This window comes from Roseivirga thermotolerans, from assembly GCF_014653175.1.
GTDB classification, from domain to species: Bacteria; Bacteroidota; Bacteroidia; order Cytophagales; family Cyclobacteriaceae; genus Roseivirga; species Roseivirga thermotolerans.
In genome coordinates, this window is sequence record NZ_BNAG01000003.1 from 154,830 (window position 1) to 171,714 (window position 16,885).

The window sequence follows — 16,885 nt, forward strand, 5'->3', positions numbered from 1 at the left end:
CCCGAATGGTTGGCTATGCAGAAGTGGGGTGAACAAAAAAGCCTGGCTTTAACCAGGCTCGGTACTTAATCTACTCGCTCAATCTTGGCTCCTAATGCCTTGAGTCGGGTATCAATATGCTGGTATCCCCTGTCAATTTGCTCTACATTGTCTATGATGGAGCGGCCTTCTGCCGAAAGGGCGGCAATGAGCAGGGCTTGTCCCGCCCTGATATCGGGAGATGTCATTCGAATACCTTTGAGCTTTTGTTGTCTGTTTAGTCCTATGACAGTAGCGCGGTGTGGGTCGCACAGAATGATCTGAGCCCCCATGTCTATCAGCTTATCGACAAAGAATAGTCGAGACTCAAACATCTTTTGGTGAACGAGAACGGTGCCTTTGGCCTGAGTAGCTACAACTAGTACAATGCTGAGTAAATCGGGGGTTAACCCCGGCCAAATAGCATCGGCAATAGTCATTATAGAGCCATCGATAAATGTTTCAATTTCGTAGCGCTCCTGGGCGGGTATAAAAATGTCGTCACCTCTAAATTCCATCTGAATGCCCAGCCTTCTGAATGTTTCGGGGATTACCCCCAGTTCAGGTATTTGGCAGTCTTTGATGGTTATTTCTGATTGAGTCATAGCCGCCATTCCAATGAAGGAGCCAATTTCGATCATATCGGGCAACATGGTGTGTTCTGTGCCTTTCAACGACTCTACCCCTTCGATGTGGAGCAGGTTAGAGCCAATGCCTGTGATTTTTGCTCCCATTCGGTTGAGCATTTTGCTCAACTGTTGGAGGTAGGGCTCACAAGCGGCATTGTAAATAGTGGTTTTTCCTTCGGCCATAACAGCAGCCATCAGAATGTTGGCCGTACCGGTAACAGAGGCTTCATCTAAAAGCATGTAGGTGCCTTTCAGCTGGCTGGCATCGATATGGTACATGCCTGTTTCGGCTTCGTATAAGAATCTTGCCCCCAGCTTCTGGAAGCCTATGAAGTGAGTGTCGAGTCTTCTTCGGCCTATTTTGTCTCCCCCCGGCTTGGAAATTTTTCCTTTTCCGAAACGGGCCAGCAGTGGCCCCAGGATCATTATTGAGCCTCTCAATGATGAAGCTTTTTTACGGAAGTCTTCCGTTTCCAAATAGTCGATGTCTACATCTTTTGCGCAAAAACGATAGCTCTCATTGCCAAGATACTTTACCTCTACACCCAATTCGGCCAAAAGCTCTATGAGCTTGTTTACGTCACGGATGTCTGGGATTTTATGTATAGTAACAGGCTCTGCGGTTAGCAGTACGGCACATAGAATTTGTAGTGCTTCGTTTTTGGCACCCTGAGGAATAATCTCTCCGGAAAGGCGGGTGCCACCTTCAATAATGAAAGATGACATTTAGTTTCTGCGTCTTTTTTGGTTTCTTCTTCTGTTATTATTGTTGTTGTCTCGGGAGTTTTTGTTAGAGTAACGGTTTTCCTTAATGTTATTGTTGAAAAGTCCCTGCTCTTTCACCAGTTCAATGTCAATATCGAGTTGGTTGTTCGATAACTCCTTGATTTGCTTTAGGATGATCTCATCATCGATATTGTCTTTGTTCCAGGTGTTGTAGAAGGTTTTCATTAGCCTGCCAATATGTATTACGGCTGCGGCTTTTGACTCCGGGTCTTCCATGGCTATGGCCTGCTCAATCATGATTTCCACATTTCGGCCATAGTGCAGATACTTAATATTGGAGCTTTTGTAGTGTACCTTCTGAGGTTTTTTGCCAATAGCCGAAACATCGGGCATTGGGAAAGGAGCTTCTACATCCAGCTCAAAATTGGAGATGAGATAAAGGTCGTCCCACACCTTTTGGTCATAATCCTGATTACCCTTTATGTTGCTGTTGATTTGCTTCATCAGGTCAGTAAGGGTATGGGCATATGCGCTACGCTTATCTTTATCTTCAATGGTTTTAATGTGGTTGACCAGCTTTTGAATGTTGCGGCCATATTCCATGAGCTTTACTGCAGCTCTTTCGGTATTATATTCTAGTGCCATTATTAATAGTCTTGTTTCAAAATAGTAATTATTGTCGACATGCTTGTCTGATGTATTAGTTATTCTACAATTCTAAGCTTTGCAAAGGTTAGCAGGAGGGTCTTTTCTCCGAAATCTTCAAAGATTACCTTGGCTTTTTTGTTTGCTCCCTCGGTGTCTACTTTGCTTACTTTCCCGAAGCCAAACTTTGGATGCTCTACCTTCATTCCTTCGGCAAGATTGGAGGTGTCGCTTGGTCTAAAGTCGGCCGATGGTTTGTGATACTGTAAAGGCTTTTTGGCCTGTGGTTTTTTAGTAGCCATGAGATTACGGGCAAAGCTGGAAGAGAAGCCCGGAGGTTGCTCACTTCTGCCTAGTTTAGGTTCCCGGCTTCCGTACCGGGTATTCACAAAGATGTAGTTCGGGTCAACCTCTTCTATAAAGCGACTAGGTTCTGAATTGATCAGTCGTCCAAAGCGGTAACGCGAAAGAGCATATGAGAAGTATAAGTTTTCCTGAGCTCTTGTAATGGCTACATAAAACAGCCTTCGTTCCTCTTCCAGATCGGCCCGGCTGCTTAGCATCATTTGCGAAGGAAAAAGGTCTTCTTCCAGACCCACCACAAACACATTTTTAAACTCAAGCCCTTTGGAGGCATGTATGGTCATGAGCGATACAAAATCATTGTCGGTAGGGTCGTCATTGTCCTGGTCGGTTAGCAGAGCCACCTCTTGCAAGAAGGCCGCCAGACTCTTGTCTTCTACCTCGGGCGTCTCCACAAATTCCTTCATGGCATTTAGTAGCTCCTGCACGTTTTCATAACGGTTTAGACCTTCAACCGTTTTGTCGTCATAGAGCTCTTTAAGCAAACCAGAGGTTTTAGCTATGTGGTTAGCTGCTTCGTAGGCGTCTTTCGAGCTTACGTAAATCTGAAAACTCTTAACCAAAGTCACAAAATCGCGAACGGCATTGGCTACGCGTCCGGGAAGGAAGGAGTCTATATTGGTAAGCACCTCCCAAAGTGGAATATCGTGTTCAAAGGCCGCCACCACCATTTTTTCTACTGAAGTAGCCCCAATGCCTCTTTTGGGAAGATTGATAATTCTTCGGAAAGATTGTTCATCGTTGGTGTTGATGGCAAACCTGAGGTAGGCCATCAGGTCTTTAATTTCCTTACGCTGATAGAAGGAAAGCCCTCCGTATATTTTATAAGGAATCCCCGACTTTCTGAGTGCTTCTTCAATGGCCCTGGATTGGCTATTGGTTCTGTAGAGCACTGCAAAATCTTTATTTTCGTATCCGTTTTGTGTTTTTTGCTCAAAGATGGCCGAGGCTACAAAGCGCCCTTCTTCATTGTCCGATACCGATTTTATGAGTTCGATTCGGTTACCTTCTCCGTTGGCCGTCCATACCGATTTTTTTAGCTGCCCTTTGTTGCGAGCGATTAGTGAATTGGCTGCTTCTACAATGTTTTTGGTAGAGCGATAGTTTTGCTCCAGTTTAATGACCTTTAAATCGGGAAAATCTTTCTCGAAGTTCAGAATATTTTCAATGTTAGCTCCGCGGAAGGCATAAATTGATTGGGCGTCATCGCCCACCACTGCTATATTTTGACTTACGGCCGAGAGCTTTTTGGTGATGAGGTACTGGGATACGTTAGTGTCCTGAAACTCATCTACCAGCACATATTTAAAGCGATGTTGGTATTTGTTGAGTACATCGATATGATCTCTGAACAGGATATTGGTATTAAGGAGGAGGTCGTCAAAGTCCATAGCATCGGCCTTGAAACAGCGTTGGCAATAGGTTTTGTAAATACGACCCATCTCGGGTTTCTGAGCTGCGGCATCATCGGCTGCGTAGAGTGGGTTGTTAAGGTATTCTTTCCATTCTACCAGTCGGTTTTTGGCTCCGGAAATTCTGTTCAGCACCACGTTGGGTTTATAGACTTTGTCATCAAGCCCGAACTCCTTCACAATGGATCTGATTAGAGACTTGGAATCGTCCGTATCGTAAATGGTAAAGTTGCTAGGATATCCCAACCGGTCGGCTTCAGCCCTGAGAATTCTGGCGAATACTGAGTGGAAAGTGCCCATCCATAAATTGCGCGCATTCACACCGGCTACTCTCTCAATCCGTTCGCGCATTTCGCGTGCAGCTTTGTTGGTAAATGTGAGTGCAAGAATATTGAATGGGTCTACACCTTTTTCTTTGATGAGGTAAGCAATACGGTAGGTGAGTACACGAGTCTTGCCCGATCCTGCACCGGCAATAATCATGGCAGGGCCTTCGGTGTTTACTACACCTTCGTATTGGGGTTCATTAAGCGTTGAGAGGTAATCCATTCAGCACAAAAAACTTCTGTAAATTTAGACACAAAGACGGGTGTATCAGCTCTAACTTTGGTCTAAATGTCATTCCGAATTTATTTCAGAATCTATTAAAGAGACCCTGAAGCAATCCTGCCTGTCGGCAGACAGGTTCAAGGTGACGATAAGTTTAGGCCGCAAGTTAAGACTTGATTCTAATTTTCAGCAACTAATGAAGGGAAGTATTTGAAGGATTTGGTTTTGTTCTCAATCCATGTTGGGACTAGATAGCACTAACCAAGGCCAGGTTGTTTTCCTGGTAGAATTCACTGAAGAAATTATCACTTTCAAAAAGCTCTGATGGCGTGCCGCATGAGGTGATAGCATTCTCTTCCAGAATGTAGATTTTATCGGCTTTCGCTGCCGTTGTTATTCTATGGGTGACCAGAAGAATAAGCTTGTAGCTCTTCAGCCTGTCCAGAAGGTTTAAGACAAAATGCTCGGTTTTTCTGTCCAAAGCAGAAGTGGCCTCATCAAGCAACAAAATTTCGGGGTTCGACCAAAGGGCCCTGGCCAATCCAACCAACTGCTTCTGGCCACCGGAAATGTTGACACCTTCTTCCCCCAAAATAGTGGCATAGCCTTGTGGGAACTCTTTGAAGTATTGATCGAAACCGAGGGAAACCATGAAATCTTCGAGAGTTTTAATACCGGTAATGGTCTCCCCAAGAAGTATGTTGTCCAGTAAACTCCCATTGAAAATCTTTATCTCCTGAGGGACTACACCAATCTTGGACCTGACGGTTTTTGTATGAATCTCCCTGTAATCATGTCCATCGATTGAAATTTTGCCTTCTTCAGGAAAATAGAACTTCTGTAATATTTGAAGGAAGGTACTTTTTCCACCGCCACTCTCTCCTAAAAGGCAGACCAGTTCTCCTTTATTCAGTTCTAGATTGATGTTTTTAAGAAGTTGTTTTCTACCCGGGAATCTGAAGCTGAGGTTTTCTACTTGAAGTCTTTGAATATTTGACATTTCCTGAACGGTATCATTTTCATTTGTCTCAGGTTCTATCGCAGTGAATTCATACATTCTGTCGAAAGCAATTTTAGCCTCTCTAATCTGAATGTTGGCTCTTGCTACTGCTTCTATTGCAGGGAAGAGTCCGCCTGCCATAGAAAGAAGGGCAACCAATTCACCAAGCTGAAGGGTTTCCTGAATAACCAGGAATGAAGAAAAGGCCAATACACCTGTCATGGCTATTACACCAATGATTTGGGTGTAGACCCCATATTTATTGCCCACCAGGCCAAGGTCGTATACTTTGCTTTGGAAATGGCCATATATGGTCTCGGTTATTTTACTGAAAACAGACTCCTTATTCTGGTTTTTAATGACCTCGATGCCTTGAATAGTATCAACATAATTGCTCTCATTCATGGCGTAGGCCTGCATAACCTCTCTTTGACCGGTTGTAATTGGCTTGGTGTATTTCCATACCAAGAAGATATAAATGGGAACGAATGCCAGTAACAACAAGCCAACCTGCCAGGAATAGGTGAAGACGAAGGCCAAAGAGGTTATTCCCAGGAGCAATTGAATCAGAGTATCTCCTAAAACAAAGCTTATGGTTCTCTGAATTCTGTTGGTATCGTTCATTCGGGCTATTAATTCTCCGGTTTTTCTGGTGTCAAAAAAGCGTTTCGGGAGGTATAGTAGTGCTCCATAGAATTTTTGAATAATCCGATTATTGAAATCTTTCGATTGCCTTAAAATCAATAGGGTCCTTAAATATAAGACTCCGGATCTGGCGAGTAGTAAAATAGTGAGTAATGCCAGACCAAGAATTAGCCTTTCGGAGTCCTGACTTGGAATGATATCATCAATCAACTTTTGAGTGAATATAGCTGTGCTGATACCTAGAATGGAAATTACAATACCTAGAAAAGTGGCAATGCCGAGAATGGGATAATCCTCTCTAACCAAAGAAAGCAGCCATTCCTTTTTCCTGCCCTTTTGTTCCTGAACCCTTTCAAGTCTGTCGGTGGGCTTTACGAGGAGTAGGGCCCTGGATCGCCAGATTTTTGCAAGTTCTTCTTCCGTAATATATTCAATACCCTTGGCTGGGTCGCTGATCAGAAATTTTTGGTTTTCATATCCAAAGACCACTACATAGTGCTGTAGTTTACCTTCTATAATTACATGGAGTATTGCGGGGTGCTCCAGTGTCTTCAAATGTTCAATTTCTGCTTCAAATCCTTCAGCATCCAGGCCAATTTGGTTGGCTGCCTGGTAAAGGCCTAAGAGAGTTGTGCCTTCTTTGGAGGTGCCGCTAAATTCCCGAAGTTTTTCCAGGCTGACCTCGCCCTCGTAATATTTTATAAGGGTATAAAGACAAGTAACCCCACAGTCGGATTGATCTCTTTGCTTGAAGTGCTTAGGTGACCTTGCCATAACGAATTTTAATTAAGAATATCTAAGCCGAAAGAAACATTGACAAATCTCTCCTTTGGAACTAAGCCTTTGATATAATCTGCCATATCAATCCATCTATCCTCATTTATTTTTATCATGGTTTGATAGCCATTACTTGTTTTTTTAATTTCTCCCCGGATATCAATTCGCTCTGCTCCTTTTATTTCTTTAATAAGATGCCCATCTGCATCAACTGGCCCTATCAGTTCAATTCCAACGAAGAAGCCATTATCAGGGAGAATGACTTCGTATTTACTGATATCAATTTCATAGTATTTCTCATTCTCGTCAGAGACGATGAATGTTTCTCCAATTTTGCCTATTTCTTCTCCGGGATTGTTATTGTCTTTACTGGTAAGGTAAAATCTGGGGCGGATTAACAAGTCACTATATTCTATGTCCCTGCGATTAAAAAGAGGGATTCTAAGGGTGCTGACTTTGTGTCCAGAGGAGTATAGTTCCGGAGGCATATACAACACAATTTGCATGTTACGCGCTATGTTAATCGTATAGTTGGTTTTTTTGGTGAGGTTACCTATTGTGCTTTTCCGGCTTTTTTTTGTTGCGCTTTTTACCACAACTGATCCTACATCCAATTCAAGAGACTCTAGGAACAAAGTGTCGGATTGAATAGAGTCTGCATAAAAAACGGAGGGTATATAGGTTACATGCTGAATCCATATTTTTTCGAAGAGTCCTATTTCAAATTCTCCCTTTTCGTCAGTGTAAGTAAAGAAGTTGTTATCCGCCTTTACAGTTGCATAGGTTATTGGCTCTTTAGTTTTTTTATCGGCTAGCACATAACTTTTTGACTGTGCCAATAATTGAATGCTGCCTACAAAGAACAAAGTAAGAACCAATAACCTTGACATTTTCGAAATCTAATTGTCAATCAACTGTTATGCAAAAATCTACATCGAAAGTCTCTTCTGTTTTGGTCCTTATGAAGAGGGCATGATACGTCCTAGTACATTGGCGTCCGCAGTGAAATGCGTCAACCCAAATTACTTCGCCACAATCCCAATCAGTCCATCCAAAGAATTTTGATCCTTCGATTTTTTCCATTGAATTCAAATCTAACTTTCTCATTTTCTGTCTCAATTAAAGTTGATTAATTTCTCTTGCTACAATTTCACAAGGACCGGAATTGTAATCGTAAGCGTCCCGAATAAATAACGTAAAATGTTTTCGGACACAATTCGTCCAGCAAAGTCCGTTATTAACAGTGGATGTGCATGACCAGTCCGACCATCCCCAAAACTTTCCGCCTTGAAGATTCAATAATTGTTCATTTTCTAATTTTCTCATGTGGTTATAAAATTTAGTTAAAAATAATGTCAGATAAACTGAGCAACACTACGAGTAGCAAAAGACTTGAGTAATAAGATAGTATTGTGATTTTCAGGTATTTAATAAATTTGAGTTGGCCATTTTTGAACAGTCTCCATGTTAAAAGGAATATATAGCACAACTGAGTGATGGTGACAAATTTTAAGATATTAAGTAGTACGAGGGGTAAGTTTTGATTTTTGAACAACCATAGGATGGATTGAAAATCGCTGTTTTCTATGTCCATCATTTGAGGTTTCAGTATGAATATCTTGATAACGATCAAAATCAGGTAGCTCAGGGAAAATACTATATGTGCCTCTGCGGCAGACGTCATTATATATTTTATTCTTTTTTCTCCGGATGAGAAAAAAGTGCCAATCCAGATGGTTAATAGAGTGAATAATATGATCCCAGCCATGTATGGCAGAATAAATAGATAATTGAGCCATTCTGTGGATCGATCAAATTGTATTAAGTCACTTAATTCCTGGTCTGTTAGTCTACCATTAAATGACCTGAAATACATTTCATCTGAGTATAGGAAATTAAGCTCTATGAAAACGGCAAGCGCATAGATTGCAACATTTACTAAAATAAGAGAAACGAGCTTTTTTTTCATCAATCATTTGTCTTTAGAGAATTGGTTGATCTTTACTTGTGTTCGGAGGTAACTCGGAGGTTTAAGTTAGAATGTCTTACTGAAATAAAATTGCAGTGAAAAAAAATCTTCGAATTAGTCTAGTTTTATATCGTTCGGCTATGGAACAATATAATTGATGCATAAGCAAGAATAAAGTGTGGAATTAGATCAGGCTCCTGTCGATTCTTTGGTTAAAAGAGTCTTATATAGTAGCTTAATGCAGATTGTGGCTTATTTAGAACTAGCACTGAATTTAGATATTTGATTCTGATCTGGTTTCCGTGAAAACCCATAGGACCACTCTGTCTCATATTCGTAACAATATGAGCCAAGTGAGAGATCAAAGAAAATCGGGGCTCCAAGTTCTTTCATGAGCTCTATTGTATAATAAAGCTGTCTTTCACTAATCTCCAGTTTTCTGGCACATTGTTTAGGAGAACCTGTTGCCTTAAGCCTAATGAGATGATGCAGCCTTTCTATTCTTTGTATTTGTTTGAGCATAGAGATTGGTGTTTATTTTAGCCTTTATGGTATTAGTGATTTATAAATAGAAATGTCACCTTTTGGAGATAAAATTTAACAAAATTTCCTTTTAGAAATTTAGATCATTGGGCATGTAGATTTCGATTGGCTCTAATTTTCTGTCACCAAACTTTGGAAGTATTCTTCGTAGTTCGCAATAGTTCTGTCAATATTGAATTTTTGCAAAGCAGTAATCTTACCATTGGCAATTAGCGTATTTCTCAGACTTTGGTCAGATCTTACTCTTTGAATCAGCTCTGCTATTTTTTCAATGTCTCCATCTTCGAAAAGGAGGCCATTTTCTCTGTCTTCTATGAGATCGAGATTACCAGCATAGGCCGTTGCAATTACCGGCACCTTCAGTGCCATGGCTTCGAGTAACGATTGTGAGAGCCCCTCCATGGTGGAGGCCAGAATTTTGGCATCGAAAAGTTTATAGTAGGGGAGAATGTTGTCACCTTCCACATGGCCTTCGAAAAATACCTGGTGTGCTGCTCTATAACCGGCAATTATCTCTTTCATTTCTTCTGTAGCCTCTATGCCACAGAAGATCATTTTTACCGGCTGTTCCACATGAGCCAGGGCTTTAATAATCTGAATTTGGTTTTTTATGCGCGACACGCAACCCAGCACAAAGTCATTTTCACTAATTGCAAACTTACTTCTCAGAGCCTCTGTTTTGTGCATGTCAATGTGGGCGTATTTTTCTGTGGGCGTACCGTTGTGAATTACTTTAATGTTGGCTTCGTTGAAGCCAAGTTTCACAAGCTCTTCTTTCACCTGCCTACTTACCGCCACAATACCATCCGTCCAATGGTTGTACAAAAAGCGCTGAACAGGCCCTCCTAAACTGAGAGGCATTTGTCTTCTTGTATGTACTATTTTAGTGCCCAGGCCAAAGAATTTATTCGCGAAAATACTGGTGTACCGGTCATGACTCGATTGGGCGTTGATGAGCTCAATGCGGTGTTGGCGGACCACATCGCGTATTTGCTTCCAGTTATTGAGGTCGAATTTGCCTCCAAAACTCATGGGCACCCTCACTACATTGCTATCTTCAACCAGTTGCCACAACAGGCTTTCTTTTCGTATACCCAGATATACCTGATGACCTCGCTTAGCCAGCCCCCTACATAAAAAGGCAATGGAGTTTGTGGAGCCGGCCATATCGCCCTGATACGTTAGAAATAGTATTCTCAAAATGCTTCTGCTGATTCTCGGCCGTAAACTTACAACAAATAGACTTTCATGTTGTATGTTTGCGTTCAGTGCTTCGCGTTGAGGCCCTGCCGTATTATTTCTTAAATTTGGCGTATGTCTGAAGAAACCACTCAGGAGCAATCGGCCCGTAGACAGAATTATTCAGAAAAAGAGAAAACGGAGGTGTTTGATGGTGAATTCATGCCTCATGTAGACTCTATGTACAATTTTGCCTATCGCCTTACATTCGATGAAGATGATGCTAAAGATTTGGTGCAAGACACTTATTTAAAGGCATTTAGGTTCATTAATTCGTTTGAGCGAGGAACTAACGCCAAGGCGTGGTTGTTCCGCATTTTGAAGAACAGCTTCATCAACGAGTATAGAAAAAAGAGTAAGCAACCCAATAAGGTTGACTACAACGAGGTGGAGCAATACTACAACTCTGATGATGTGGATGAGAACATTACCACTGACCTGAGGGTTGAAACCGTGCAACACATGATTGGAGATGAGATCTCCGGAGCATTGAATAATATTCCGGTCGATTTTAGAACGGTAATCATATTGAGCGATTTGGAGGGCTTCACTTATGAAGAAATGTCAAAAATTCTCGATATTCCGATTGGAACAGTGAGATCCAGACTACACAGGGCTAGAAATATGCTGAAAGAGAAGCTAGCCAGTTACGCGAAAGAAATGGGATATAACAAATAGTTTGAAACAATGTCGGAATTTTCAGATTGGTTCAAGGACACGTTTAAGAAATGCTATTGCGAGCATGGCAATTTGATAGATGAGCAGCGGTTTGCGGAAATTGTTCAATTGGTATTGGACAATGAAGCAGATGATGAGTCTCGGTCTATCTTTGAGCAAAAGATTAAGTCATGTGTAAAGTCTAACTTCACTTTCGAGAAGGAGAAGAAGATAAAAGACGAAATCAAAAGAAAACTCTGCGAGCATAAGGCCGAAATGCCAATGAACCTTGTAGAAACCATTCGTAAAAGCGTAGATATCTAATGTCGTCCGGAAAGGCAATTATTTTTACTGCACCCTCCGGTTCAGGAAAAACCACTATTGTAAAGCATTTGCTGGCCAACAACCCACAGTTGGCTTTTTCTATTTCAGCTTCCACCCGTGATAAACGAGGAAGAACCGAAGAAAACGGCAAAGACTATTACTTTCTTACCAAAGAAGAATTTAAGGCCAAGATTGATGCCGATGAGTTTATTGAATGGGAAGAGGTATATACAGGCAACTACTATGGCACCCTAAAATCGGAAGTAGAAAGGCTGTGGAGCCTGGGTAAAACGGTGCTTTTTGATGTTGAAGTAAAGGGAGCCATGAATTTGAAAAAGTATTTTGGCGACAATGCGCTGGCTATTTTTGTGAAGGTACCCAGCATAGAAGAGCTCAAAAAGCGACTCACTGCCCGGGGAACAGAGTCTAGAGAGAGCCTTTCTCAACGACTCTACCGAGCCGAGTTTGAGATGACTTTCGAGAATAAATTTGATGTGACCCTCCTCAATGAAAACCTGGAAGACTCTTACCGAAAGGCTCAGAAACTGGTAGATGACTTCTTAAAACCTTAAACTGTGCGCATCGGCTTATTCTTTGGTTCTTTTAATCCCATTCATATAGGTCATTTGGTTATAGCCGATGTAATGGCCGACCAGACCGATCTTGAACAGGTGTGGTTTGTGGTCAGTCCACTCAATCCGTTTAAGAGCAGTAGCTCGCTGCTTCATGAGTTCGATCGGTTGAAGATGGTGGAGCTTGCCATTGCCGATAACTTTAAGTTCAAAGCTTCCGATGTAGAGTTTAATATGCCTCGACCCAGTTACACGGCCGATACCTTGGCATATCTTTCAGACAAATACCCCCAACACGAGTTTAAGCTCATTATTGGAGAAGACAACCTGCTCCACTTTCATAAATGGAAGAACCATGAGGCCATTCTGGAAAACTTTGGCCTGTATGTGTACCCCAGGCCTCAGGTAGATCAAAGCAAGATCAAGGTAAAACACGCCAACATTAGGTATGTCGATTCGCCAATGCTGGATATTTCGGCCACTTTTATACGCAATTCCATCAGAAAAGAACATTCCGTTCAGTATTTGTTACCACCAGCAGTGATCGATTATATCCGTTTTAAGAAGTTTTATCAGTAGGTAACGAAAATAATTTCTTCTATAAAGCATACCTTTCGCCCGTTTATTGCGTCTATCCACTAATCATTCAGGATTAAACAGAAAAAGTTTTTTGGTCTGTATTTTGCACGAGCGTCAAAAACTCAACCATGTCAAATAAATTAACACTCATACTTTTAGCGAGCCTGCTCCACACAGGTATTCTCGCTCAGGGCATCAAAGGAAATATTAAGGACAACGAGGGTAATGTATTGCCCTTCGCATCCATTTATGTGAAGCAAGCCGGAACAGGCACCAGTTCCAACATGGAAGGCGACTACGAGCTAAGGCTGCCTCGTGGAAACTATGAAGTCACTTTTCAGTTTATGGGCTTTGCCTCTCAAACCCACCAGATAGCCGTGGGGAGTGGGTTCACAACCCTCAATATTGTTTTAAAACCGCAAGTTTACGAGCTCCCTACCTTTGTGGTTTCCGGTAAGGCAGAAGACCCTTCCTATACCATCATGCGTAAAGCCATTGCCAAGGCGAGCTATCACCTCAATCAGGTAGATAGTTTTTCGGCAGAAGTGTATATGAAGGGAACAGGGCAACTTACACAAGTGCCGTGGTTTTTGAGAAAAACACTCGAAAAAGAAGGGGTAGATACCAGCCGTGTTTTCACTTCCGAATCAGTTAGCGAGATTAGATTCAAACGGCCAAATGCCTTTTCAGAAAAAGTGATTTCGGTAAGGGCCTCGGGCCAAGACTTAGACAATGCCAACCCCAATGCCTACATTAATAGCAGTTTTTATTTTCCTAAGGTGGTAGATGCCATTTCGCCACTTCACCCCAGGGCTTTTTCTTATTATAAATTTGAATATCAGGGCAGCTTTAAGGAACGCGGATACGAGATTAACAAAATTAAAGTAACGCCAAGGTCAAAAGGCGATCAGGTGTTTGAAGGCGAAATTTACATACGCGAAGACTTTTGGAATATTCACTCCCTTGACCTGAAAACTTCTCTTTATGGTTTCGAAATACGAATTCAATCCATTTATGCACCTGTTGAAGAAGAGGTATGGATGCCAGTTACTCAACAGCTCGATTTTTATGGGAAAATATTTGGTATAGGTGGCAAGTACACTTATCTGGCTTCTCTCTCCAATTATGCCATTGTTCCCAATCCTGATCTGGATGCCACTGTGGTTCTGGTGGATGAGAAAATACAGCCTGCCCCGGAAGAAATAGAGGCCATCAAGAAGAAAGAGTTAGATCAGGGGATGAAGGAGGTCTTTGAGGAGGAGAAGGAAGTGTCGCGGAAGCAGTTCCGCAAAATGATGAAGGAATATGAAAAGCAAGAGTTAGAGGCCACCAAAGAACCGGATGTAATTTCCAGCTACTCTTATAAAATTGACTCCACAGCAGCAAAAAGAGACTCCCTTTATTGGGAGAGAATACGCCCGGTTCCGCTTACCTCTAAGGAACTGGTAAGCTACCAGAAAGATGACAGCACCTACGTGGCTGAAAAAGAAAAGGCAGAGCAAGATTCGGCCAAAGTAAAGAACGGAGAGCGTTTTGAGCTGGGCAATATACTTGTGGGCGGATATTATAAATTGGGCAAACGTCTTCGATTCGATTTTGAAGGCTTTTTGCCACATACAAACTACAACACCGTAGAGGGGCTTAACTTCACGTTTACAGGCAATTTTCATTGGAGAAACGATACCACCACGCGCCTGCGTATTTACCCATTTGTGCGCTATGGATTTTCCGGTAAGGATTTATATACCAAAGTACATACTGTTTTTGGTGTTGGAGAAAGAGAGCAGCGCAGCACTTTCAGGCTCAATGGCGGTCGATACATAGAACAGTTCAATCCGGGTATAGTAAACCCGTTGATCAATTCATGGGTCACATTGGTCAATAAGGTGAATTACATGCAGCTCTACGAAAAGGACTTTGCAGAACTGAGCTGGGCAAGACGCTTTAATTACCGTCACACAGTAAGCGCTAAGGTGCAATGGGCCAGCCGATCTGATCTCGTCAATACCACTGACTACAGTTTCGTGAAGGATAATGAACGCTTTTTCAGACCCAACAAACCTGTGAATGAAGAAGTGCTTATAGGTAGTTTCAATAATGCCAGAGCTATGGATTTTGAGGTAAACTATAGAGTAAGGCCCTGGTTGAAGTTTAGAAAGTATAACGGGCGTCTGATACCCTTGACACAGAGCGCACCGGAATTCCGGCTATCATATAAAAAGGGGCTAGATGGAATATTAGATAGTGAAGTAGACTATGACCAGTTGGAATTAGGGCTTATAACCCGCTTTAACATGGGGGTTAGGGCATCTGTAGACTTAGAGGTGGAAGCCGGTAAGTTCTTAAACAACAACTCATTAGAGTTTATGGATTTTAAGCACTTTAGAGGTAACCGAATGCTTTTTGTTCCGATGGATGTGACCGGGGGATATCGGTTGCTAGACTATTACCGACACAGCACCCGCGAAGAGTACGTTTCTGTGTTATCGCACATTCGCTTTAGAAAATTATTATTCACCCATATTCCGGCATTAAGACTTACCGGGGTAAAGGAGAACCTATTTGTGAACTACCTGCATACGCCATCGTCAGACAATTACATGGAGGTAGGCTATACTATAGATAATCTTTTGCGCGTGCTTAGGGTCGAATTCATTCAGTCGTTTCAAGGTTGGAAGGCTCGCGAGTTTGGGGTAAGAATTGGAGTATCGTCCCTTTTCCAATAATCAACTAGACTAAAAGTGTTTTTTGCCTCTGGCCGTATTGTGTTAGGCAATGTTTGCTTTAAAACTAATTAATTAGTTAATTAACTATTAACTTAATTTTAAAGCCATGTCATATCAACGAAACCGCCCAGGACAAGAGGTGAGTGCCGGCTCAATGGCCGATATTGCCTTTCTTTTACTTATTTTCTTTTTGGTTACCACGCAAATTCTCAACGATAAGGGTTTGCCTATGGTGTTACCACCGAAGACATTGCCTGTCGATACTCCCATCAATGAGCGCAATATTCTTAAGATTCAGGTCAACTCGCTCGATCGGATTATGGTAGAAGACAAAGAGTTGCATGATATTTCGACTCTCAGAAATATCGTGTACGACTTTGTGCTCAACTTTGGAAGGCCCAACACCAACAAAGTAGTCGATGGCATGAGCGATGTGGAGGTATTCAATAGTCTTCCACCGGCTATGAAACAATACATCAGGCAAAACTTAGAGAGTAAAACCTCATCGGATGGGCCCAGTAAGGCCATTGTATCTATAAAGACAGACAGGGGCAGTAGCTATAGCAAATACATAGAAATAATGGATGAGGTTTTTGCCGCTTATTACCGCATATATGGAGAGCGTGTGGGGCTTAGTGCCGAAGACTACAGAAAGTTGAACAGGAACTATCCGGAGCAGCGCTATTTATACGAGAAAGGCAAGCAAGGAATAAACAAAGCCGTTTCTTTGGCCGATCCCAGTAAACAAGGGGATGGCTGATAGGTTACTCTGGCCACCTTAAAGCTCATTTTTGTCTTTATTAAGTAGCTCAATTACTTTACTTTCGCAAAAAAGAGAAAAATGAGAAAAGCAGCTTTATCCCTCCTTTTTGCCTTTGTAGCACTGGCAGTTCTGGGTCAGAACGATTTTAAAGAAGGGGTACATTACGATATTGTATCAGACAAAAAGTCAGAATCGCCCGTTGTTACCGAGTTTTTCTCTCTCTTCTGTGGCCATTGCTTTCAGTTTGAACCTTTAATTGATACACTGGTAAAGGCATTGCCCAGCAGTGTTAATTTCGAAAAGTCTCATGTAGATTATATTCCACGCGACAATAAGCCGGTGAGTTTTGGCATTGTAAAGGCGTTTATTGTGATGGGAGATTTAGGAAGGCAAAAGGAGTTGTCTGAAAAGTTTTTCACGGCTATACATCTGGGCAAAGAACCTATCGATACAGAGAGTGAAATTAGACAGATTTTTATTGAAAGCGGAGTTTCGGCCGATGAGTTCGACAGACGCTATTCCAGCCAGGAGGTAGTGCAAAGAGCTGAGAAAATGGCTGCCCTATGGGTAGACCGTCAAATATCAAGCGTTCCCACTATTGTGGTGAACGATAAGTATAAAATCAATATGTCGGCCTTGAGTAATATGGAGCAACTTATCGCTCTCACCAAACAACTGCTTAAGAAGCCTTAATCGTCCACTCACAAAATAGCCATTGCAGCTTAGCAATTCTTCATTCAATTTGAGGC

13 protein-coding genes are annotated in these 16,885 nt (G+C 42.0%); 7 read left to right on the forward strand and 6 right to left on the reverse strand.

What is annotated here, in order from left to right; genetic code table 11:
- Positions 1–65 precede the first annotated feature (65 nt).
- The 6 genes from murA to IE164_RS10655 all read right to left on the reverse strand — a co-directional run bounded on the left by murA (position 66) and on the right by IE164_RS10655 (position 10,476).
- Complete coding sequence (gene murA, locus IE164_RS10630) at positions 66–1,373, reverse strand: UDP-N-acetylglucosamine 1-carboxyvinyltransferase (protein ID WP_189630222.1); 1,308 nt, start codon at positions 1,371–1,373, stop codon at positions 66–68.
- Positions 1,374–2,018 (reverse strand): DUF4290 domain-containing protein, encoded by a 645-nt coding sequence (locus IE164_RS10635; protein WP_189630223.1) that lies wholly within the window; start codon positions 2,016–2,018, stop codon positions 1,374–1,376.
- Positions 2,019–2,077: 59 nt separating this feature from the next.
- A complete protein-coding gene (locus IE164_RS10640; protein WP_189630224.1) occupies positions 2,078–4,342 on the reverse strand; it encodes an ATP-dependent helicase in 2,265 nt (754 codons plus the stop codon).
- A 247-nt stretch (positions 4,343–4,589) separates the two neighbouring features.
- The gene (locus IE164_RS10645) at positions 4,590–6,761 is read right to left on the reverse strand and encodes a peptidase domain-containing ABC transporter (RefSeq protein WP_189630225.1); all 2,172 of its coding nucleotides are present in this window, start codon (positions 6,759–6,761) and stop codon (positions 4,590–4,592) included.
- An 8-nt stretch (positions 6,762–6,769) separates the two neighbouring features.
- Positions 6,770–7,654, reverse strand: a complete 885-nt coding sequence (locus IE164_RS10650; RefSeq protein ID WP_189630226.1) for a hypothetical protein — start codon at positions 7,652–7,654, stop codon at positions 6,770–6,772.
- A gap of 1,733 nt (positions 7,655–9,387) precedes the next feature.
- Complete coding sequence (locus tag IE164_RS10655) at positions 9,388–10,476, reverse strand: glycosyltransferase family 4 protein (protein ID WP_189630227.1); 1,089 nt, start codon at positions 10,474–10,476, stop codon at positions 9,388–9,390.
- Positions 10,477–10,590: 114 nt separating this feature from the next.
- Between IE164_RS10655 and IE164_RS10660 the strand changes: the two genes are divergently transcribed.
- The 7 genes from IE164_RS10660 to IE164_RS10690 all read left to right on the forward strand — a co-directional run bounded on the left by IE164_RS10660 (position 10,591) and on the right by IE164_RS10690 (position 16,829).
- A complete protein-coding gene (locus tag IE164_RS10660) occupies positions 10,591–11,193 on the forward strand; it encodes a sigma-70 family RNA polymerase sigma factor (RefSeq protein WP_189630228.1) in 603 nt (200 codons plus the stop codon).
- A gap of 9 nt (positions 11,194–11,202) precedes the next feature.
- On the forward strand, positions 11,203–11,496 hold the full coding sequence (locus IE164_RS10665) for a hypothetical protein (RefSeq protein WP_189630229.1): 294 nt from the start codon (positions 11,203–11,205) through the stop codon (positions 11,494–11,496).
- Positions 11,496–12,068: a guanylate kinase gene (gene gmk, locus IE164_RS10670; protein ID WP_189630230.1), complete on the forward strand. Its 573-nt coding sequence runs from the start codon at positions 11,496–11,498 to the stop codon at positions 12,066–12,068. The genes IE164_RS10665 and gmk overlap by 1 nt, the downstream gene beginning before the upstream one ends.
- A 3-nt stretch (positions 12,069–12,071) precedes the next feature.
- The gene (gene nadD / locus IE164_RS10675; RefSeq protein WP_189630231.1) at positions 12,072–12,647 is read left to right on the forward strand and encodes a nicotinate (nicotinamide) nucleotide adenylyltransferase; all 576 of its coding nucleotides are present in this window, start codon (positions 12,072–12,074) and stop codon (positions 12,645–12,647) included.
- A gap of 128 nt (positions 12,648–12,775) precedes the next feature.
- Positions 12,776–15,373, forward strand: coding sequence for a DUF5686 and carboxypeptidase regulatory-like domain-containing protein (locus tag IE164_RS10680; RefSeq protein WP_189630232.1), 2,598 nt, complete (start codon positions 12,776–12,778; stop codon positions 15,371–15,373).
- 106 nt (positions 15,374–15,479) lie between these two features.
- Positions 15,480–16,133, forward strand: a complete 654-nt coding sequence (locus IE164_RS10685; protein ID WP_189630233.1) for an ExbD/TolR family protein — start codon at positions 15,480–15,482, stop codon at positions 16,131–16,133.
- An 81-nt stretch (positions 16,134–16,214) separates the two neighbouring features.
- A complete protein-coding gene (locus IE164_RS10690; protein WP_189630234.1) occupies positions 16,215–16,829 on the forward strand; it encodes a thiol:disulfide interchange protein DsbA/DsbL in 615 nt (204 codons plus the stop codon).
- Positions 16,830–16,885 lie beyond the last annotated feature (56 nt).

What these genes read in the sequence shown, in the direction of transcription:
- IE164_RS10635 (WP_189630223.1), bottom strand. Translation starts at nt 2,018, where the DNA reads ATGGCACTAGAATATAATACCGAAAGAGCTGCAGTAAAGCTCATGGAA.
- murA (WP_189630222.1), bottom strand. Translation starts at nt 1,373, where the DNA reads ATGTCATCTTTCATTATTGAAGGTGGCACCCGCCTTTCCGGAGAGATT.
- IE164_RS10690 (WP_189630234.1), top strand. Translation starts at nt 16,215, where the DNA reads ATGAGAAAAGCAGCTTTATCCCTCCTTTTTGCCTTTGTAGCACTGGCA.
- IE164_RS10640 (WP_189630224.1), bottom strand. Translation starts at nt 4,342, where the DNA reads ATGGATTACCTCTCAACGCTTAATGAACCCCAATACGAAGGTGTAGTA.
- IE164_RS10685 (WP_189630233.1), top strand. Translation starts at nt 15,480, where the DNA reads ATGTCATATCAACGAAACCGCCCAGGACAAGAGGTGAGTGCCGGCTCA.
- gmk (WP_189630230.1), top strand. Translation starts at nt 11,496, where the DNA reads ATGTCGTCCGGAAAGGCAATTATTTTTACTGCACCCTCCGGTTCAGGA.
- IE164_RS10645 (WP_189630225.1), bottom strand. Translation starts at nt 6,761, where the DNA reads ATGGCAAGGTCACCTAAGCACTTCAAGCAAAGAGATCAATCCGACTGT.
- IE164_RS10665 (WP_189630229.1), top strand. Translation starts at nt 11,203, where the DNA reads ATGTCGGAATTTTCAGATTGGTTCAAGGACACGTTTAAGAAATGCTAT.
- IE164_RS10680 (WP_189630232.1), top strand. Translation starts at nt 12,776, where the DNA reads ATGTCAAATAAATTAACACTCATACTTTTAGCGAGCCTGCTCCACACA.
- IE164_RS10650 (WP_189630226.1), bottom strand. Translation starts at nt 7,654, where the DNA reads ATGTCAAGGTTATTGGTTCTTACTTTGTTCTTTGTAGGCAGCATTCAA.
- IE164_RS10660 (WP_189630228.1), top strand. Translation starts at nt 10,591, where the DNA reads ATGTCTGAAGAAACCACTCAGGAGCAATCGGCCCGTAGACAGAATTAT.